General features: G+C 70.1%; 16 protein-coding genes, 1 pseudogene and 3 riboswitches. Of the genes and pseudogenes, 9 read left to right on the top strand and 8 right to left on the bottom strand.

The genetic code is table 11. The annotated features are described in order from the left end of the window. Positions 1-12: 12 nt before the first annotated feature. Together QTI17_RS16290 and QTI17_RS16285 are read right to left on the bottom strand one after the other, a co-directional pair. Entirely contained in the window at positions 13-1,191 is a 1,179-nt protein-coding gene (locus QTI17_RS16290) for a toxin-antitoxin system YwqK family antitoxin (RefSeq protein ID WP_286534363.1), read from the bottom strand. Between the two features lie 2 nt (positions 1,192-1,193). Next, complete coding sequence (locus QTI17_RS16285; RefSeq protein WP_286534362.1) at positions 1,194-1,604, bottom strand: VOC family protein; 411 nt, start codon at positions 1,602-1,604, stop codon at positions 1,194-1,196. Positions 1,605-1,740: 136 nt separating this feature from the next. Here QTI17_RS16285 and QTI17_RS16280 point away from each other — a divergent pair, with 136 nt between their 5' ends. Together QTI17_RS16280 and QTI17_RS16275 are read left to right on the top strand one after the other, a co-directional pair. Continuing rightward, entirely contained in the window at positions 1,741-2,442 is a 702-nt protein-coding gene (locus tag QTI17_RS16280; protein WP_286534361.1) for a PhaM family polyhydroxyalkanoate granule multifunctional regulatory protein, read from the top strand. 10 nt (positions 2,443-2,452) lie between these two features. Further along, entirely contained in the window at positions 2,453-3,721 is a 1,269-nt protein-coding gene (locus QTI17_RS16275) for an FIST signal transduction protein (RefSeq protein ID WP_286534360.1), read from the top strand. On the opposite strand, the gene QTI17_RS16270 is transcribed toward QTI17_RS16275, so the two are convergent. The 3 genes from QTI17_RS16270 to QTI17_RS16260 all read right to left on the bottom strand — a co-directional run bounded on the left by QTI17_RS16270 (position 3,682) and on the right by QTI17_RS16260 (position 7,670). Further along, the gene (locus QTI17_RS16270; protein ID WP_286534359.1) at positions 3,682-5,079 is read right to left on the bottom strand and encodes a D-amino acid dehydrogenase; all 1,398 of its coding nucleotides are present in this window, start codon (positions 5,077-5,079) and stop codon (positions 3,682-3,684) included. The two genes, QTI17_RS16275 and QTI17_RS16270, sit on opposite strands and share 40 nt — an antisense overlap. An 88-nt stretch (positions 5,080-5,167) precedes the next feature. Then, a riboswitch (glycine riboswitch) is annotated at positions 5,168-5,276 on the bottom strand. A 15-nt stretch (positions 5,277-5,291) separates the two neighbouring features. Then, a riboswitch (glycine riboswitch) is annotated at positions 5,292-5,377 on the bottom strand. A 3-nt stretch (positions 5,378-5,380) separates the two neighbouring features. Further along, a complete protein-coding gene (locus QTI17_RS16265) occupies positions 5,381-6,610 on the bottom strand; it encodes an FAD-dependent oxidoreductase (RefSeq protein WP_286534357.1) in 1,230 nt (409 codons plus the stop codon). Positions 6,611-6,689: 79 nt separating this feature from the next. After that, positions 6,690-6,797: riboswitch (glycine riboswitch) on the bottom strand. 138 nt (positions 6,798-6,935) lie between these two features. Next, on the bottom strand, positions 6,936-7,670 hold the full coding sequence (locus QTI17_RS16260; RefSeq protein WP_286506498.1) for a helix-turn-helix domain-containing protein: 735 nt from the start codon (positions 7,668-7,670) through the stop codon (positions 6,936-6,938). Positions 7,671-7,795: 125 nt separating this feature from the next. Here QTI17_RS16260 and QTI17_RS16255 point away from each other — a divergent pair, with 125 nt between their 5' ends. The 5 genes and pseudogenes from QTI17_RS16255 (at position 7,796) to QTI17_RS16235 (ending at position 12,776) form a co-directional block, all read left to right on the top strand. After that, positions 7,796-8,665: a hypothetical protein gene (locus tag QTI17_RS16255; protein ID WP_286534355.1), complete on the top strand. Its 870-nt coding sequence runs from the start codon at positions 7,796-7,798 to the stop codon at positions 8,663-8,665. 3 nt (positions 8,666-8,668) lie between these two features. After that, positions 8,669-10,615, top strand: a complete 1,947-nt coding sequence (locus QTI17_RS16250; protein WP_286534354.1) for an MFS transporter — start codon at positions 8,669-8,671, stop codon at positions 10,613-10,615. Between the two features lie 10 nt (positions 10,616-10,625). Then, on the top strand, positions 10,626-11,279 hold the full coding sequence (locus QTI17_RS16245) for a phosphatase PAP2 family protein (protein ID WP_286534352.1): 654 nt from the start codon (positions 10,626-10,628) through the stop codon (positions 11,277-11,279). A 67-nt stretch (positions 11,280-11,346) separates the two neighbouring features. Further along, positions 11,347-11,469, top strand: coding sequence for a hypothetical protein (locus tag QTI17_RS16240; protein WP_286534350.1), 123 nt, complete (start codon positions 11,347-11,349; stop codon positions 11,467-11,469). Between the two features lie 219 nt (positions 11,470-11,688). Beyond that, a pseudogene (locus tag QTI17_RS16235) lies at positions 11,689-12,776 on the top strand (serine endopeptidase). On the opposite strand, the gene QTI17_RS16230 reads toward QTI17_RS16235, so the two are convergent. After that, complete coding sequence (locus QTI17_RS16230; protein ID WP_286534349.1) at positions 12,749-13,528, bottom strand: SDR family NAD(P)-dependent oxidoreductase; 780 nt, start codon at positions 13,526-13,528, stop codon at positions 12,749-12,751. The pseudogene QTI17_RS16235 and the gene QTI17_RS16230 sit on opposite strands and share 28 nt — an antisense overlap. Positions 13,529-13,617: 89 nt before the next feature. On the opposite strand from QTI17_RS16230, the gene QTI17_RS16225 reads away from it, so the two are divergent. Continuing rightward, positions 13,618-14,553, top strand: a complete 936-nt coding sequence (locus QTI17_RS16225; RefSeq protein WP_286534347.1) for an aldose 1-epimerase — start codon at positions 13,618-13,620, stop codon at positions 14,551-14,553. A gap of 11 nt (positions 14,554-14,564) precedes the next feature. Here the strand turns inward: QTI17_RS16225 and tgt are convergent, their stop codons facing one another. Together tgt and queA are read right to left on the bottom strand one after the other, a co-directional pair. Beyond that, entirely contained in the window at positions 14,565-15,737 is a 1,173-nt protein-coding gene (gene tgt, locus QTI17_RS16220; RefSeq protein WP_286534345.1) for a tRNA guanosine(34) transglycosylase Tgt, read from the bottom strand. Continuing rightward, on the bottom strand, positions 15,731-16,783 hold the full coding sequence (gene queA / locus QTI17_RS16215) for a tRNA preQ1(34) S-adenosylmethionine ribosyltransferase-isomerase QueA (protein ID WP_286534344.1): 1,053 nt from the start codon (positions 16,781-16,783) through the stop codon (positions 15,731-15,733). The genes tgt and queA overlap by 7 nt, the downstream gene beginning before the upstream one ends. A gap of 81 nt (positions 16,784-16,864) precedes the next feature. Between queA and recG the strand changes: the two genes are divergently transcribed. Then, positions 16,865-18,967 (top strand): ATP-dependent DNA helicase RecG, encoded by a 2,103-nt coding sequence (recG, locus tag QTI17_RS16210; protein ID WP_286534343.1) that lies wholly within the window; start codon positions 16,865-16,867, stop codon positions 18,965-18,967. Positions 18,968-19,000 lie beyond the last annotated feature (33 nt).

Raw genomic sequence — 19,000 nt, 5'->3', positions numbered from 1 at the left:
GTCCTCAACAGATCAAGGCTTTCCCTTCCGCGACCCATCCTCGAACACCTCGTCCTCCCGCTCCAGCTTGCCGTTGGCGTCCCAGCTGCGTTCGCGCGTGACGCGGCCCTTGTCGTCATAGACCGATTCGGCGATGAGCAGGCCGCTGTCGCTGAATCGCTGGTGGGTGCCGGTCGGCAGCTGTCGCAGACGGTCGTTGGCCAGGTAGCGGCCGATCGCGGCGCGCTGGCCGTTGTCGTGGTATTCGGTGACCTCGATCAGGCGCGGGTTGCCGTCCACGCCATAGACCGACTTGCTGCGCGGCTGGCCGTTCTGGTAGAAGCTCTCGTCGCTCAGCGGCGATCCCGTGCTGTTCCAGCGCTGCTCGCGCACCAGCGTCCCCCGCTCGGAGAACTCCTGCTCGCGCTGCCGGACCGTGCCGCGCTCGCCCAGCAGCGAGACCACTTCGCGGCGCTTGACGCCTTCGGACGAAAAGCGCCGTTCGATGCGCTGGTTGCCCATCATCTCGTCCAGGGCCGCGGGCTTGCCGTTGTCGTAGAGCTCTTCGCTGCGCACCCGCTTGCCGGCCACGTAGGACAGCCGCGAGCGCAGGATGCCCCTGGCATCGAACAGCTCGACCCGCGAGGCGCCGCCGACGAATCCGCACAGCTGCGCGTCGTCGGCCGCGGGGGCCAGCACCGGCTTGTCGCCGCAGCGCAGCGCCGAGAGCTGGCCGCGTTCGGTGAACTCGACCGAGGCGCGCTCGCCCGCCGCATCGGCGAAGAAGGTGACGCGGCGCAGCGATCCGTCCGGGTAGAAGATGCGCACCAGGCCCATCTCGTGGCCGTCCTCGTACGTCGCGTCGCGCAGCACCTGGCCGGAGGGCGAGAACTCGCGCGCCCGCCCTTCGATGTTGCCGCGGGCGTTCAGGCTGTGCTCCTTGGCGAGCTTGCCGTCCTCGTAGAAGCGCACCAGGCCCATGAAGGTGCCGCTCTGGACCTGCTGTTCGCGGACCAGCTGACCGCCGTCGCGGTCCTTGCAGCGCATCACGCCGGTCTTGCCGGCAGTGGTTGCCGCGTTGGCCGGGTTCACGGCCTGGCCGTTGAGTTCGCAGTCCTGCACCGCATGGGCGGCCGTGGCGGCGAACAGCAACGCAGCCGCCGCGCCGCCGATGCGCAGGCGCGTCGGCGGGGCGACTGGCGCGGCCGACACACTCATGCGTCGTAGACGGTGTCCAGCGACCGGAAGCCCTTGGCTTCGATCGGATTGCCGAAGGGGTCGCAGAAGAACATGGTCCATTGCTCGCCCGGCAGGCCCTCGAAGCGCACCTGCGGCTTGAGCACGAAGTCCATGCCCGACGCCTCGAGCCGCTTCGCCAGTCCCTGCCAGGCCGGCAGCTCGAGCACGATGCCGAAATGCGGCATCGGCACCATCACCTCGCCCACGCGGCCGGTGCGCTCGGTGGCGAAGGGCTCGCCGAGATGCAGCGAGATCTGGTGGCCGAAGAAATCGAAGTCGACCCAGGTGTCGGTGCTGCGGCCTTCTGCGCAGCCCAGCACGCCGCCGTAGAAGCGGCGCGCCTGGTCGAGATCGCGGACATGGAAGGCGAGATGGAAGATGGACATGTGTCTTTCTGTGTCTGTTTGGGCATTGTCCACAAGCCGGGCCCTCATGGCGAGTGCCGGATGCAGCCGGGCACCCCAAAAGCCCTGACGCTTGGAGTAAGCTGCCCGGACAACAAACACAGACCCGGAGCACGCCATGAGCGACGCCAGCAAGCCCTTCGCCTTCAGTCAGTTCGTTCCGGGCTTCGACTTCCTCAAGAATCTGACGGGCGGCGCCAGCGCTTCGCCCGGCGCCGTGCCCGGCCTGCCGAGCCTGTCGAGCTGGGTGGCGCCGACGCTGAGCGTCGAAGAGGTCGACAAGCGCATCCAGGAGCTCAAGACCGTGCAGTATTGGCTCGAGCAGAACGGCCACGCGCTGAAGGCGACCATCCAGGCGCTCGAGGTGCAGAAGATGACGCTCTCGACCTTGCGCGGCATGAACGTCCGCATGGAAGACCTCGCCAACGCCTTCACCCGGCCGACCCCGACCGCCGCGCCCGAACCCGAACCCGAACCCGAACCCGAAGCGCAGCCGGAGGCCGAAGAGTCACCGGCGCCGAAGCGCGCCAAGGCCGCCGCCGCCCAGGACTCGGCTGGCGTCGTCGATCCGGTCCAGTGGTGGGGTGCGTTGACCCAGCAGTTCCAGCAGATCGCCAGTTCGGCGCTGCAGGAAGCCTCCCAGCTCAAGATGCCGGTGATGCCGCAGCCGCTGGGCGATCACGCGGGCTCTGGCGCAGCGTCCGCAACGGCCCGGGCCGCCGAGAGGCCGGCCGCCGCCGCCAAGAAGGCGCCGGCCACGCGCCGCGGCGCCAGCGCGTCCGCCAAGCGACCTGCGCCGGCGCGCAAGCGCGCGGGCTGAAAGGCCAGCCATGAAGCTGTTTCCGAGCGGGCACGCCACCCATCCGCAATGGCGCATGGCGGCCGGCCTGGTGCTGGCGCAGCTGCGGGCGCAGATGGCGCTGCCGGACTACGCCCGCGCGCCGTCGCTGGGCCTGCTCTACATCACCGACCACTACGGGGAAGATGCCCAGGAGATCCTCGATCACCTGGGCGCCGAGCTGCCCGAGATCACCGACTGGACCGGGACGGTGGGCGTCGGCGTGGCCGCCAACAACGCCGAGTACTTCGACGAGCCGGCGCTCAGCGTGATGCTGTGCGAGCTGCCGAGCGACCAGTACCGGGTGTTTTCCGGCGTGGCGCCGCTGGCCAGCTCCGAAATGAGCGGCTTCGCGGCCCACACGGCACTGGTCCATGCCGACCCGCGGACACCCGAACTCGGCGAACTGATCGCCGAGATGGCGGACCGCACCGACACCGGTTATTTGTTCGGCGGCCTGTCCTCCGGGCGGGTCGGCTCGCTGCAGTTCGCGATCGGCGGCAATGGCAACATCCGCGGCCATGGCGCGGTCGGCGGCGTGTTCTCGGGCGGCCTGTCGGGCGTGGTGTTCGGCGAGGGCGTACGCCTGGTCTCGCGCGTGACCCAGGGCTGCCAGCCGGTCTCGCGCGAACGCGAGATCACCGAGGCCGACGGCAACCTGTTGCTGGCGCTCGATGGCCAGCCCGCGCTCGACGTGCTGCTGGCCGACCTGCGGGTCTCGCTCGATGCCCCCGAGCAGGCGATCGACGCGGTCCGCGCGACCCTGGTCGGACTGGTCGAGGCCGGCAGCGACGGCGTCCGGCGCACCGGCGATCTCGGCGCCGACGTCCGGGTGCGCCACATCATCGGCCTCGACCCGACGCGTCGCGGCGTGGCGATCGCCGACAACGCCGAGGCCGGGATGCGCCTGAGCTTCTGCCGCCGCAACGCGCAGGCCGCGCGGGCCGACCTGATGCGCGTCTGCGCGGAGATCCGCGAGGAGCTGGAGCCGCAGGAGCAGACGCTCGCCACCGCGCGCGAAGTCGCGGCCGGCGAGGCCGAGGCCGCGCCGCATCCGGCGCGCCGCATCGCGGGCGCCATCTACGTCAGCTGTTCGGGCCGCGGCGGCCCGCATTTCGGCGCGCCCGGTGCCGAGCTGCAGATCGTGCGCCATGCCCTCGGCGACGTCCCGCTGGTCGGCTTTTTCGCCGCCGGCGAGATCGCCCGCAATCACCTCTACGGCTACACCGGCGTGCTGACCGTCTTCACCGCGGGGGATTGAGCCCCCACGCTCGCCACTTCGTGTGCTTCGCTGCCCCACGAGGGGGCCGCAGGCCGCCTTGGGGCGGCCCGGCGCCGGCCTGAGCCGCCTTGAGGCCCGGTGAACGCGAAGTCGACTTCCGGCTTCAGCCCGCTCACGATCCGCGCGATCGACTTGCCCGAGCCGCAGGCGTGGGTCCAGCCCAGCGTGCCGTGGCCGGTGTTCAGGAACAGGTTCGGCAGCCGGGTGGCGCCGATCAGCGGCACGTTGCTCGGCGTCGCCGGGCGCAGTCCGGTCCAGAACTGTGCCTGGGATGCGTCGCCGGCACCGGGGAACAATTGCTCGACGCGCCGCACGATGGCCTCGCAGCGCACCCGGTTCAGGTCGCGGTCGTAGCCGTTGAGCTCGGCGGTGCCGGCGATCCGCAGCCGGTCGCCGCTGGCGGAGGTGTAGCGCGAGAACACCAGCTTGAACTCGTCGTCGGTCAGCGAGACCTGGTGCGCCCTGGACGCGTCCTTGACCGGCATCGTGACCGAATAGCCCTTGGCCGGGTAAATCGGCAGCCGGATGCCCAGCGGCGCCGCATAGAGCGGGCTCAGCGAGCCCATCGCCAGCACGAAGGCATCGCCGCGGATGCGCTGGAAGCGGCCCTCGCTGTCCGTCGCCTCGACATGGTCGATGGCGCCGCCGGCCTCGCGCAGCGCGGTCACCGTGTGGCTCATGAGAAAGCGCACGCCGGCCGTCTCGGCCAGCTTGACCAGCTCGCGCGCGAAGCGGTTGGCATCGCCCGATTCGTCTTCCGCCGTGTAGGTCGCACCGGCCAGCTGCGGGCGGATGTGGGCCAGCGCGGGCTCGAGCTTCACCGCCTCGTCGGCCGAAATCACGCGCCGGTCGCAGCCGAGCGCGCGCATCTGCTCGGCTGGCGCCAGCGCGGCGTCGAACTCCTTTTGCGTCGTGTAGAAGTGCAGGATGCCCTGGGTGCGCTGGTCGTAGGCCAGGCCGGTGTCGCGCCGCAGCTGCTGCAGCGTGTCGCGGCTGTACGTACCCAGGCGCACGATCTGCTCGATGTTGTGGCGCGTGCGTGCCGGCGTGCATTCGCGCAGGAACTGCAGGCCCCAGAGCCACTGGCGCATGTCGGCGCGGATGCGGAACAGCAGGGGGGCGTCTTCCTTGCCCAGCCATTGCAGCACCTTGAGCGGCGCGCCCGGATTGGCCCAGGGCTCGGCATGGCTGACCGAAATCTGGCCGCCGTTGGCGAAGCTGGTTTCCGCCGCCGGCGTGGCCTGGCGGTCGATGACGGTCACTTCGTGGCCGAGTTGCTGGAGGTAGTAGGCCGAGGTCACGCCGAGCAGGCCGGCGCCAAGAACGATCACGCGCATATCGAGAACCCTTGAAGGTTGCAGCGCTCGGACGCGACGGTTCGGATTGCCGACGGGAACGAAGGCAACCGGACCGGAAGTCCGAGTTGCCGCTCCCCCTGTCCTCGGTACCTGAGAGATTCACCCGCTGCGCCCGCAGCGGGTTTGCTCCTTCGGTGCATCACGCGCGGGCGCGATGGCTCTCCAGACGGCTTTGACAGTTGGTGCAGTACAGGCCCATCACGTGGGCCGACCTGAGCGTTTATGGGAGTTTGCGCCTTCGGTGGGGCCCGTGGGCCCGCTCTCCTGCAGTGGGCGGATTCTAAGGGCGCCGGAACGCGAAGTCGAGTTCGGGCCGCAGGCCGCTGACGATGCGCGCGATCGACTTGCCGGCGCCGCAGGCGTGGATCCAGGTGCGGGTGCCGGGCGCGGTGTTCAGGAACAGGTTGGGCAGCCGGGTCTTGCCGATCATCGGCAGCCGGTTGGTGCTGACCGCGTGCATCGCCGTGTCGAAGCTGGCCCGGCTGGCGTCGGCCACGCCGGGCAGCAGCATCTCGGTGCGGCGCACGATCGCCTGGAAGCGGTCGGAGTCGGGTTCGGCCTCCTCGTCGAGTCCGGCCATCACGATCGCGTGGATCCGCAGCTGGTCGCCGGCCGGGGTTTCGATCCGCACGATGCGCAGCTTGCCCTGGCGGTCGCGCAGCGCGATGCGCGGCGCCATGGCGGGATCCAGGATCGGCATCGTGACGATGTATTCGCGCACGAAGCGCAGCGGCATGTCGATGCCGAGCTCTTCCGCGTGCGGCACGCTGGCCGCGCCCAGCGCCAGCACGTAGGCCTGGCCGCGCAAGGTGGTGGACCGGCCGGCGCCATCGAGCAACTCGACATGGTCGATGCGGCCGTCCTGCTCCTTGAGCGCGACCACCGTGTGGCGGGTCAGGAAGCGCACCCCGGCGGCGCGGCACAGGAAGACCAGGCCGGCGGCGAACTGGGCCGGGTCGCGCGCCGGATCCTCTTGCGCGTAGGTGGCCCCGACCAGTTTGCTGCGCATGGCCGCCAGCGCCGGTTCCAGGCCGATGGCCTCGTCGACCGACAGCAGCCGCTCCTCGCAGCCCAGCCCCGACCAGTGGGTGGCGTTCGCCATCCGGGTCCGAAAGGCCTCGGGGTCGGTGAACAGGTTCATGAGGCCGGCCGTGCGGGCGCCGTGCGGCACGCCGGTTTCGTCGCCCAGGGCGCGCGCGCTCTTGCGGCTGTAGGCGGCCAGGCGCACCAGGTGATCGAGCGGATCTCGCTTCGGCGGCGTGCCCACGGCGCGGTCGATCAGGCGCGCAAAGCCGCGGCGGATGCGGCTGCGCAGTGTCGAGAGCTTCTTGCCGCGCCGCTTCGGCGGCGCGGTCGCAGTCGCTGCGCCGGGACGGGCGGCAGCGACGCCGCGCGCCTTGGCCGCTGGTGTTGCGTGCCGATCCACCACGATCACTTCGTGGCCCAGCTGTTGCAGGTAATAGGCCGAAGTCACGCCGAGCAAGCCGGCGCCAAGTACAACCACGCGCATGTCCGAATCCTTGTGGGAGGGCATGAACGGCGGGCGTTAGCGCTTACTGTGGCAAGCGGCAAGACCCGGGGTTCAGAATGCCGCTCCCCCTGTCTCTGTTACCTGAGAGTTTCACCGCGCTGCGACCGGCAACGGGTTTGCTCCTTCGGTGCACCACGTGGCGTGGTGACTCTCCAGTCGGCGATTGATCACGAATAAGGCAGTGTCTGAACCGCTGCGGGGGCGGTTCACCTGAGCGTTCATGGGAGATTGCGCCATCGGTGGGACGGATGCGTCCGCTTTTCTGCTGGGCGAATCTTACAGAAGAAACCGGTTTCGTGTGTTTTCAGGCCCGGCGCAGGCGGGTGAACAGTTCGAACTCCCAGTTGCGCATGCCCAGCAGCAGCGTGTAGCCCTCGCGCTCCTTGGGCGACAGCTTCTGGTCGGTCTGGTGCTGCTGGGCGAAGTCCTGCGCCACCCGCTGGAGCCGGTCGAGGAAGGCCGGCGCCAGCGACTTGCTGATCGATCCGTGCACCAGCAGCAGCCCTTCGGCCGGGCCGTCGAAGCCGCCGCGGTAGTAGTCGAGCACCACGTTCTCGCGGAAGAAGTCCATCACCGGCCCGTGCGGCCGCCAGCGAAAGGTCTTGGCGAGCTTGAGCCGGTAGCGGTTCAGCGGCCGCAGCTCGATGATGCCGATGCGGTCCAGCTGGGCCAGGTGGCCGATGCACTCGGCCTCGGTGATCCGGTAGGCGCCGACGATCTGCTCCAGCGTCCACTGGCTCAGCACGCAGATCGCCAGCAGCAGCAGCTTCTTGTCCTTGACCACGGCCTTTTCCTGTTCGAGCGTGAGCTCCTTGAGCAGCGGCTGGGCGTCGGCCACCCGGCGTGCCAGTTCGGCGAAGTCGATCTTCAGGGCCCGGCAGATGGCGTCGACCCGGGTCAGCGGCATGTCGCCCTTGGCCAGCATCCGCTTGACGCTGGACTCGGCCATGTCCAGCGACTTGGCCAGGTCGGCATAGGTCATGTGGGCGGACTTGAGCTCGTTCTTGAGGGCATTGACCAGGTCGACAGTGGTACTCATGGGCGGAGGAAGTATTGCGGATTGATACCCGAAGTGGTGAAAAAGTGCTCCGTATCGATTCTCGATGCCGGCCGGTGGGTTGACAACCTAGATTCAGCTCCCACGCGCACCCATCGGAGCCTGCCATGTCCCTGCCGTCCCTGCCGTCGCTCACCCGTCGTGAACATTCCCTGCTCGCGCTGGCCCTGCTGCTGGTCAGCGCCGCGGTGCTCGGGCCCTCGGTCGCGGCCCCGGCGCTGGGCGGCGCGCCCTTCGCCGATGGCCAGTCCTGGCGCACGCTGCCGAACGCCATGGACGTGCTGAGCAACCTGCCTTTCGCGGTGCTGGGCATCTGGGGCCTGCGCTGGCTGCATTGGCTGGACCGTGCCCACGAGCGGCTGCAGGACGCCGCGCCGCTGCCCCAGGCGCTCGCGCTGCCGCCCTTCAATGCGCTGGACTGCGCCTGGATGTTCTTCGCCGGCCTGATCCTGACCGCGCTCGGCTCGGCCTTCTATCACCTGCAGCCCGACGACCTGCGGCTGGCCGCGGACCGCGCAGGCATGGCGGTGGCCTTCTCGGGCCTGGTCGGCTTCGCGGTCTGCGAGCGGGTCAGCGCCCGCGCCGGCTGGCCGGCCGCCTGGTTCACGCTCGCGGGCGGGCTGCTGGCGGCGGCGGTCTGCCAAAAGTACGGCAACGCCTTGCCTTGGGCCGTGGTGCAGTTCGGCGGCATGGCACTGGTGCTGGCGCTGGCGCTGTGTCGGCCGGTAGCGGGGGCGATCGGCCTCAAGCTCGGCTGGGTGGTGTTCTTCTATGCCCTGGCCAAGCTGTTCGAGCTCGCGGACCACGCCATCTTCGAGGCCACCCGGCACCTGGTGTCGGGCCACAGCCTGAAGCACCTGACAGCGGCCCTGGCGGCGCTGCCGGTGCTGCACGCCCTGCAGGTGATGGGGCGGCGGACGCTGCGGCACAATTCGCACGCCGCTTCCCTGCGAACGCGCTCCGCCGCCTCCACCTGAAACATGACGCCCACCACCGAAGCTGCCTCCACCCGCCTGCCCGAAGGCCACGCCAACCAGTTCGCGCTGTTGCGGCAGCGGCGCTTCGCGCCCTTTTTCTGGACCCAGTTCGCCGGTGCCGCCAACGACAACCTGTTCAAGTTCGCCTTCACGGTGATGGTGACCTACCAGCTGCAGCTGGCCTGGATGCCCCCGGCGATGGCCGGGCTGGCGATCGGGGCGCTGTTCATCCTGCCTTTCCTGCTGTTTTCCGCCACCGCGGGACAGCTCACCGACAAGCACGACAAGACGAAGATGATCCGCTTCGTCAAGAACCTCGAGATCGCGATCATGGCGATCGCGGCCTGGGGCTTCCTGCGGGCCGACGCCGGGGTGCTGCTCGCCTGCGTCTTCCTGATGGGGCTGCACTCGACCCTGTTCGGCCCGGTCAAGTTCGCCTATCTGCCGCAGGTGCTGGCGCCACGCGAACTGACCGGCGGCAACGGCATGGTCGAGATGGGCACCTTCGTCGCCATCCTGCTCGGCCAGGTGGCCGGCGGGCTGCTGGTGGCCCTGCCGCAGGTCGGCCATGCGACGGTGGCCGTGGCCTGCCTGCTGCTGGCGCTGGCCGGCCGCGCGGTGGCGCAGGCGATCCCGCCGGCGCCGGCCACCGACCCGGGCCTGAAGATCAACTGGAACCCGGTCAGCGAGACCTGGCGCAACCTTAAGCTGGCGCATGGCAACGTGGTGGTGTTCCGCTCGCTGCTGGGCATCTCGTGGATGTGGTTCTTCGGCGCGGTCTTCCTGGCCCAGTTCCCGAGCTTCGCCAAGGAGGTGCTGCACGGCGACGAGCAGGTGGCCTCGCTGCTGCTGGTGGTGTTCTCGGTCGGCATCGGCGCCGGCTCGCTGCTGTGCGAGACGCTCAGCCGCCGCCAGGTCGAGATCGGCCTGGTGCCGCTCGGTGCGATCGGCATGAGCGTGTTCGCGATCGACCTGTACTTCGCCTCGCGGGGGCTGCCGGCCGCCGCGCAGATGGGGCTGGGCACCTTCACGGCCCAGCCGGCGCACTGGCGCGTGATGGCCGACCTGGGCCTGCTGTCGCTGTTCGCCGGGCTCTACAGCGTGCCGATGTATGCGCTGATCCAGATGCGCAGCCAGCCCACCCACCGGGCCCGCATCATCGCGGCGAACAACATCCTGAACGCGCTCTTCATGATCGCCAGCTCGGTCATCGCCGGGGTGCTGCTCAAGGCCGGCTTCACGATCCCGCAGATCTTCCTGTTCACCGGCATCGCCAACGCCGTGGTCGCCTTCTACATCTTCATGCTGGTTCCCGAGTACCTGCTGCGTTTCGTGGCCTGGGTGCTGTCGCGCTTCGTCTACCGCTTCGACATCCAGGGCCAGGAGCACATTCCGGAGGAGGGCGCCGCGGTGCTGGTCTGCAACCACGTCAGCTTCATCGATGCGGTGCTGCTCATGGCCGCCAGCCCGCGCCCGATCCGCTTCATCATGGACCACCGGATCTTCCGCGTGCCGGTGCTCGGCTGGCTGTTCCGGCTCGCCAAGGCGATCCCGATCGCGCCCCAGAAGGAAGACCCGGCGGCCTACGAGCAGGCCTTCGCCGACGCCGTTCAGGTGCTGCGCGAGGGCGACTTGCTGGCGATCTTTCCCGAGGGCGCGATCACGCGCGACGGCAGCCTGCAGCCCTTCAAGGGCGGCGTGATGAAGATCATCGAGGCCGCGCGCGCCGAAGGCATGGAGCCGCCGGTGGTGCCGATGGCGCTGACCAATCTCTGGGGCTCCTACTTCAGCCGGATCGAGCAGCGCGACGGCCAGCAGGTGGCGATGGTGCGGCCGTTCCGGCGCGGCCTCTTCAGCCGCGTCGGGCTCCGCGTCGGCAGCGCGATGCCCCGCGCCGAGGTGCAGCCCGAATCCCTTCAGCGGCGCGTCAGCGTGCTTCTCGGCACCTGACGCCCCGCCGATGCCCCATTTGCACGATCTCCTGCACGCGATCACCTGGTTCGGTGACAGCGGCTTCCTGCTGCCGGCCTCGCTCTGGATCGGCGTCTGGCTCGGAATTCGCAGCCCCACCCGGCCGCTGGCGTGGCTGTGGATCCTGCTGTTCGGCTTCGGCGGCAGCCTGATCGCCGCGTCGAAGATCGCCTTCCTCGGCTGGGGCATCGGCAGCGCCCGGCTCGATTTCACGGGCTTCAGCGGCCACACGGCGATCGCCGCCAGCGTCTGGCCCGTGGCCTGCTGGCTGGCGGTCTCGCGCCAGGGGCACCGCGCGCGGGTCGCGGCGGCCGTTTTCGGCTGGCTGTTCGCCGCCTTCATCGGCGCCACCCGGCTGGCGCTCGACGCCCATTCGTGGTCGGAAGTCATCGCCGGCTACGCGCTCGGCGTGGGCGTCAGCGCCACCTTCCTCTGGTGGCAGCATCGCATGCCGCACCCCCGCGTGAGCTGGGTGCTGGTGCTGCTGAGCCTGGCGACCCCCCTGTTCTTCCTGCAGCCCGGCACGCCGGCGCCGACCCAGAGCCTGCTCGAGAAAATCGCCGTGCGGCTGGCAGGGATCGAGCGGCCTTTCACGCGCGCCGACCTGCTGGCCGGCCGCCGGACGCCGCTTGGTATCGAATAGCGATACCGGGGGCGCAGGGTATCGGCACCACCGAAGGAATGGACCGGGGGCGTCCGATGGCCGGACCATGATCCGCCCACTTTCAACGGCGGACGAGAAGAATTCCATGAAGCTGTATCTGCTGACATTCCTGGTGGCCGCCTGCGCCGCCTGCACCCACCTCATCACGCCGGGCGGGAGCCCGTGGTGAGCCGCCAGATCACCAATTTCGGTCCTTACGAGCGGGAGTACCGGGAGCGTGTGCCGCGCTCGCAGCACCTGCTGCGGCTGGCGCTGCAGGCCGGGCTGACGGCCGCCGCCGTGATCGCGGCCGGCGTCTTCGTGTTCCCGATGGAGCGCAGGCCGGAGGCGGCCGTCGTCCAGAATCAGCCGGCCCGTTTCACCCCCCCGTCAACAGAGGAAGATTGCAATGAGCAAGGCACTGCGCCTGTCCGAAAAGTGGTTTCGCCGCGGCCTGTGGGTGGTGGCGATTGTGTTCGCCAGCTTCCTGGTCGGGCTCGGTAGCACGATCGTCGGCGACCTGCCCCGGGTCGAGCACCGGATCGAGCTCGATGATTTCATCGACCGCGCGGCGGCCGACCCGCTGCGCACCACGGTGCGCGATGCCGAGCGCAGCGAGCAGCAGGCCGGGCGCGAGCGCGAGCAGGCCGAGCTCAAGCTGGTCACGGCCCAGCAGGCCAGCCGGGCGGCGCGCGAGACCTTCGGCAACTGGCTCGCCACCCGCCGCGCCACCGCCCAGCCCGACCAGGACACCGAGCTGATCGCCCGCACCAGGGCGCTCGACGCCTTGAAGGCGAAGGAGGACGAGGCCGAGCGCGGCGTGGTGGCGCAGCGCCAGATCGCGCCGACGCCCGGCAGTCGCGGCAGCGGGCCCAGCAGCAGCTGGCGCTGCTCGAGGAAGAAGCACGCAAACGGCTCGAGGCCGAGAACCGCAAGGTCGAATTGCGGGTGTTCCTTTACCGGCTGGCGCTCACGCTGCCGTTGCTGGTGGTCGCCGGCTGGCTGTTCGCGAAGAAGCGCAAGAGCACCTGGTGGCCCTTCGTCTGGGGCTTCATCTACTTCGCGCTGTTCGCCTTCTTCGTCGAACTCGTGCCTTACCTGCCAAGCTATGGCGGCTACGTGCGCTATGTGGTGGGGATCGTGGTGACGGTGCTGGTCGGGCGCTACGCCATCCTGGCACTCAACCGCTACCTGGCACGGCAGAAGCTGGCCGAGGCCCAGCCGGAGACCGTGCGCCGCAACGAGCTGAGCTACGACACCGCGCTGGCTCGGCTGGCCAAGAGCGTGTGCCCGGGCTGCGAGCGTCCGGTCGACCTCAAGAACACCGAGATCGATTTCTGCCCGCACTGCGGCATCGGCCTGTTCGACCACTGCCGGGCCTGCGACGCGCGCAAGAGCGCCTTCGCCAAGTTCTGCCATGCCTGCGGGACCTCTGCCGCGCCGGACGCCACGGCGCTGCCGGGGCCGCTTCAGGTCCAGCCGGCGTCCACCACGTAGTCCTGGGCGCTGCACATCTTCGAATCGTCGGCGGCCAGGAACAGCGCCATGGCGGCGATGTCCTCGGCCATCACGCGGCCGGGCAGGCATTGGGCGGCGTCGATCTCGGCGTGCGACTCGGGCTTGACCCATAGCCGCAGCTGGCGCTCGGTCATGACCCAGCCCGGCACGATCGTGTTGACGCGGATGTTGGCCTTGCCCAGGTCGCGCGCCAGCGAGCGCGTCAGTCCGCGGGCGGCCGACTTGCAGGCCTGGTAGACCGGATAGCCGGCGCCCTTGATCATCCAGCTGATCGAGCCGAAGTTGATGATCGAGCCGCCGCCGAGCGCGCGCATGTCGTCGGCCACCGCCTGGGCGGCGAAGAACTGGTGCTTGAAGTTGACCGCGACCAGGCGGTCGAAATCCTCGCTCGTGACGTCGGCCATCTGGTGCCGGCGGTCGTTGGCGGCGTTGTTCAGCAGCACCTGGATCGGGCCGAAGCGCGCGCGCACCGCCCCGATGGCGGCCGCGAGCGCGGCCACGTCGGTGACGTCGCATTCAAGGAACAGGGGCGCGTTGCCGCCGCCGAGCTGCTGCGCCAGCGCCGTGCCGGCCGCGACGTCGAGGTCGCAGAAGCCGACCCGGGCGCCCTGCGCATGGAAGGCGCGCACCAGGCCCTCGCCGATGCCGGAGGCACCGCCGGAAATGAAGACGGTGCGTCCGGCCAGCGAAGGGTAGATGGCCGATGGGGCCGGGGAAGTCGATGTGGTCATGGGCAAATTCTGACCTCCCCGCGTGTCGCCCGCCACCCGCGTGGCCGAAAATAGCCGGCGTCCGCAACGCTTGACGAGGTGCCTTCCAAATGAGTGATGAGCAGACAGGCGCAGCCAGCCCCGCGGGCCTGGTTGAACTGGCCGCCGGCGCGATGCGGCTGCGGCTGGCGCCGCGCGTCGGCGGTGCCATCGCGGCGCTGCACGAGCAGCACGGCGACGAGCGGCTCGACTGGCTGCGGCCGGCCACGCCCGAAGACCTGGCGCGCGGCGATCCCTTCGCGATGGGCAGCTTCCCGTTGCTGCCGTGGTGCAACCGCATCCGCGACAGCCGGGCGCATTTCGGCGACCGCGAGATCGCCCTGGCCGCCGGCCACCCGGCGCGGCCGTCGGGCAAGCATGCGCTGCACGGGTTGGGCTGGCTGCGGCCCTGGCAGGTGGCCGAGGCCGGTCCGGCGCGGGCCCGCCTCGGGCTGGCCCGCGAGGCCGACGGGCAATGGCCCTGGGACTTCGAGGCCTCGCAGCTGTTCGAGCTCGATCCCGCGGGGCTGCGCTGCACGGTGGCCTTGACCAACCGGGATTCGGCGCCGATGCCCGCCGGCATCGGCCACCACCCGTACTTCCCGCACCGTCGCGGCACGCGGCTGCGGGCCGATACCGCGGCCATGTGGCGGGCCGACGCCGAGGTGATGCCGGTGTCGCTCGAAGCCGGCGCCGAGGTCTCGCGGCTGCGCGAGGGCGTGCTGCTGTCGGAACTGGATCTCGACAACAACTTCACGGGCTGGCAGCGCGAGACCCGGATCGAGTGGCCCGATGCCGCGCGCGTGCTGGTGCTGGCGGCCGATGCGCCGCTGGACTTCTTCGTTCTCTATTGCCCGCGCGGCGGCGACCACTTCTGCGCCGAGCCGGTGAGCCAGTGCACCGATGCGGTCAACCTGGCGGGGCGGCATGGGCCGCGGGAGATCGGCGGCGCGGTGCTGGCGCCGGGCCAGACGTTGTCGGGGTCGTGGACCCTGCGCCGCGCGTAAATCCGGCGGGCCTAGATCCCGCGCGCCCGGTCCGCCTTGAAGCGGACGCGGAATTCGGCAAAGGTGCCGGCATCGAGCGCCTCGCGGATCTCGCGCATCAGGTTCAGGTAGTAGTGCAGGTTGTGGATGGTGGTCAGCATCGGGCCCAGCATCTCACCGCAGCGGTCGAGATGGTGCAGGTAGGCGCGGCTGAAGCCGTCGCGGCCGCCGGCCTCCCACGGCACGCCGGAAGCGCCGGCGCAGGCGTGGCAGGTGCAGCTGGCGTCGATCGGCTGCGGATCGCTCTTGTGGCGGGCGTTGCGCATCTTCAGGTCGCCATAGCGCGAGAACAGGGTGCCGTTGCGCGCGTTGCGGGTCGGCATCACGCAATCGAACATGTCGACGCCCTGCGCCACGCCTTCGACCAGGTCCTCGGGCGTGCCGACGCCCATCAGGTAGCGCGGCTTGTGGGCCGGCAGCTTGTGCGGCGTGTGCGCCATGATCCGCAGCATCTCGTCCTTGGGCTCGCCGACGCTGACGCCGCCGATCGCATAGCCCGGGAAGTCCATCTCGACCAGCTGCGCCAGCGATTCCTCGCGCAGGTTCTCGAACATGCCGCCCTGGACGATGCCGAACAGGGCGTTGGGGTTGTCGAGCCGCGCGAATTCGGACTGGCAGCGCCTGGCCCAGCGCAGGCTGAGTTCCATCGACTTGCGCGCTTCGGCCTCGGTCGTGACGTGGCCGTCGACGTCGTAGGGCGTGCATTCGTCGAACTGCATCACGATGTCGCTGTTCAGGATGGTCTGGATCTGCATCGAGACCTCGGGCGTGAGAAACAGCTTGTCGCCGTTGACCGGCGATGCGAAGCGGACGCCTTCCTCGCTGATCTTGCGCATCGCGCCCAGCGACCAGACCTGGAAGCCGCCCGAGTCGGTGAGGATCGGCTTGTCCCACTTCTCGAACTGGTGCAGGCCGCCGAAGGCCGCCATGACGTCGAGGCCGGGCCGCATCCAGAGATGGAAGGTGTTGCCGAGGATGATCTGGGCGCCCATCTCGTGCAGGCTGCGCGGCATCACGCCCTTGACGGTGCCGTAGGTGCCGACCGGCATGAAGATCGGCGTCTGCACCACGCCGTGATTGAGCGTGAGGGTGCCGCGGCGCGCGTGGCTGGTCGGGTCGGTGGCGAGGAGTTCGAAGTTCAGCATGGTGCAGTAGGGGTTCTTGCGAGCAGCATCGCGTCGCCGTAGCTGAAGAAGCGGTAGTTCTCGCGGATCGCGTGGGCGTACAGCGCCATCACGCGCTCGTAGCCGGCGAAAGCGCTGACCAGCATCATCAGCGTGCTCTTGGGCAGGTGGAAGTTGGTGACCAGCAGGTCGACGTGCGCGAAGGCGAAGCCCGGCGTGATGAAGATCCGGGTGTCGCCCGCGGCCTCGCCGCTCTTCGCCCACGACTCGAGCGTGCGCACGGTGGTGGTGCCGACCGCGACCACGCGGCCGCCGCGCGCCTTGCACTCGGCGATCGCCCGCTGCGTCGCCTCGGGCACCTCGTAGCGCTCGGCATGCATCTGGTGCTGGGCGATGTCCTCGGTCTTGACCGGCTGGAAGGTGCCGGCGCCCACATGCAGCGTGACGTTGGCGCGCTGCACGCCGCGCGCCTCCAGCGCAGCCAGCAGCGCGGCGTCGAAGTGCAGCGCCGCGGTGGGTGCCGCGACCGCGCCGGGCACGCGCGCGAACACCGTCTGGTAGCGGCTCTCGTCGTCGGCCGAGTCGGTGTGGGTGATGTAGGGCGGCAGCGGCACGTGGCCGCAGCGCGCCATCAGCGCGTAGGGGTCTTCGCCCGCGGGGCTGTCGAAGCGGAAGCGGAACAGCGCGCCGTCCTCCTCCGGCCAGCGGCCCAGCAAGGTGGCCGCGAAGCCGCCCGCCATCGCCAGCGTGGTGCCGACCGGCGGCTTCTTGCTGACCTTCATGTGGGCCACCACCTCGGCGCCCTGCAGCACGCGCTCCACCAGCAGTTCGAGCTTGCCGCCGGTGGGCTTCTCGCCGAACAGGCGCGCCTTGACGACGCGGGTGTCGTTGAACACCAGCAGGTCGCCGGCGCGCAGCAGCGAGGGCAGCTGGTTGAAGATGCGGTCGACGGCCGGCGAGCCGGTGCCGTCGAGCAGGCGCGAGGCGCTGCGTTCGCTGGCGGGATGCTGGGCCACCAGTTCGGGCGGCAGGTCGAAATCGAAATCGGAGAGCGTGAAGGCGCGCATGGTGCTTGAGGGCCGGACGGGCCCGTGCCAAGGAGGCATGGGAAAAAGGGAGGGCGGCGAGGAGCCGGGCAGAATTGTCCCATGTCCGCCTTGCCCAAGTCTCCGCCGCCCGAAAAGCCCGCCGCCGCGCCCGGCACCGGCCTGAGCGTGGTGCAGCGGGCGCTGCGCAAGCTCGGCCTGGTGCGCGACATCGATTTCGCCCTCTACCTGCCGATGCGCTACGAGGACGAGACCCGGATCGTCCGGCTGGCCGACGTGCGCGACGGGGAGAGCGCGCAGATCGAGGCGGTGGTGACCGACAGCGAGGTCGTGTTTCGCCCCCGTCGGCAGCTGATCGTGACCGTCGACGACGGCAGCGACACCTGCCAGCTGCGCTTCTTCAATTTCTACCCGTCGCAGCAGAAGCAGCTGGCGGTCGGCGCCCGGGTGCGGGTGCGCGGCGAGGTGCGCGGCGGCTTCCTCGGGCGCCAGATGATGCACCCGGCCGTCAAGGCCGCCGGCACCGCGCTGCCGGAGGCGCTGACGCCGGTCTATTCGACCATCGCCGGCCTGGCCCAGCCGGTGCTGCGGCGCGAGGTGCGCGCCGGCCTGGCGCGGGCCGTGCTCGACGAGACCCTGCCCGCGGGCGCCGCGCCGCATGGCGCCTGGGAGCTGCGCCGGGCGCTCAACTTCCTGCACTACCCGGCGCCGGACGTGCCGATGGCCACGCTCGAGGACCACAGCCATCCGGCCTGGCAGCGGCTGAAGGCCGACGAGCTGCTGGCGCAGCAGCTCTCGCAGCTGCAGGCGCGGCGGGCCCGGGCGGCGCAGCGCGCGCCGGTGCTCGATGCGGCCGCGTCGGGCGCCTCCCTGCACACGGAACTGCTGGCCGCCTTGCCCTTCGCCCTCACCGGGGCGCAGCAGCGGGTCGGCGTCGAGATCACCCGCGACCTCGGGCGCGCGCTGCCGATGCACCGGCTGCTGCAGGGCGACGTCGGTTCCGGCAAGACCGTGGTGGCGGCGCTGGCGGCGGCGCGCTGCATCGATGCCGGCCACCAGTGCGCGCTGATGGCGCCGACCGAGATCCTGGCGGCCCAGCATTTCGGCAAGCTGGTCGGCTGGCTCGATCCGCTGCTGGCCGAGCGCGGCCTGCGCGTGGCCTGGCTCACCGGCAGCCAGAAAAAGAAGGAGCGCGACCAGATGTCGGCCGCGGTCGAGAGCGGCGAGGCGGCGCTGGTGATCGGCACCCACGCCGTCATTTCAGAGAAGGTGCATTTCAGCAAGCTCGCGCTGGCGATTATCGACGAGCAGCACCGCTTCGGCGTGGCCCAGCGGCTCGCCTTGCGCGGCAAGGCGGTCGGCGACCTCGAACCGCATCTGCTGATGATGAGCGCGACGCCCATCCCCCGCACGCTGGCCATGAGCTACTACGCCGACCTCGACGTCTCCACGCTCGACGAGCTGCCGCCGGGACGCACGCCGATCGTCACCAAGCTGGTGGCCGACCACCGCCGCGACGAGGTCATCGACCGCATCCAGGCCCAGCTCGCGCAGGGCCGGCAGGTCTACTGGGTCTGCCCGCTGATCGAGGAGAGCGAGGCGGTCGACCTGCGCAACGCCACCGAGACGCGCGACGAACTGGCCGGAGCGCTCGGCGAGAAGGTCGGCGTCGGCCTGCTGCATTCGCGCATGCCGACCGCGGAGAAGCAGGCGGTGATGGAGAGCTTCACGGCCAACCGGCTGCAGGTGCTGGTCAGCACCACGGTGATCGAGGTCGGGGTCGACGTGCCCAACGCCTCGCTGATGGTGATCGAGCACGCCGAGCGCTTCGGGCTCTCGCAGCTGCACCAGCTGCGCGGCCGGGTGGGGCGCGGCGCCGCCGCCTCGGCCTGCGTGCTGCTTTATGCGCCGAACGAGGGCGGCCGGGTCGGCGAGGCCGCGCGCGCCCGGCTCAAGGCAATGGCCGAGACCGCCGATGGCTTCGAGATCGCCCGCCGCGACCTCGAGATCCGCGGTCCGGGCGAGTTCCTCGGCGCCCGCCAGTCGGGCGCGCCGCTGCTGCGCTTCGCCGACCTCACGACCGATGTCATGCTGCTCGACTGGGCCCGCGAACTGGCGCCGCAGATGCTCGACCGGGACCCGGCGCTGGCCGAAAAGCACGTCGACCGCTGGCTCGGCAGCAAGGCCGAATACCTGAAAGCCTGACGGCCTGCGCCCGCCGATGGCGCAGGCGATGCG

This window comes from Variovorax sp. J31P179 (genome assembly GCF_030316985.1).
GTDB classification, from domain to species: Bacteria; Pseudomonadota; Gammaproteobacteria; order Burkholderiales; family Burkholderiaceae_C; genus Variovorax; species Variovorax ginsengisoli_B.
Note: the sequence above shows the minus strand (reverse complement) of the source record. Positions and strands in the feature narration are given on the sequence as shown.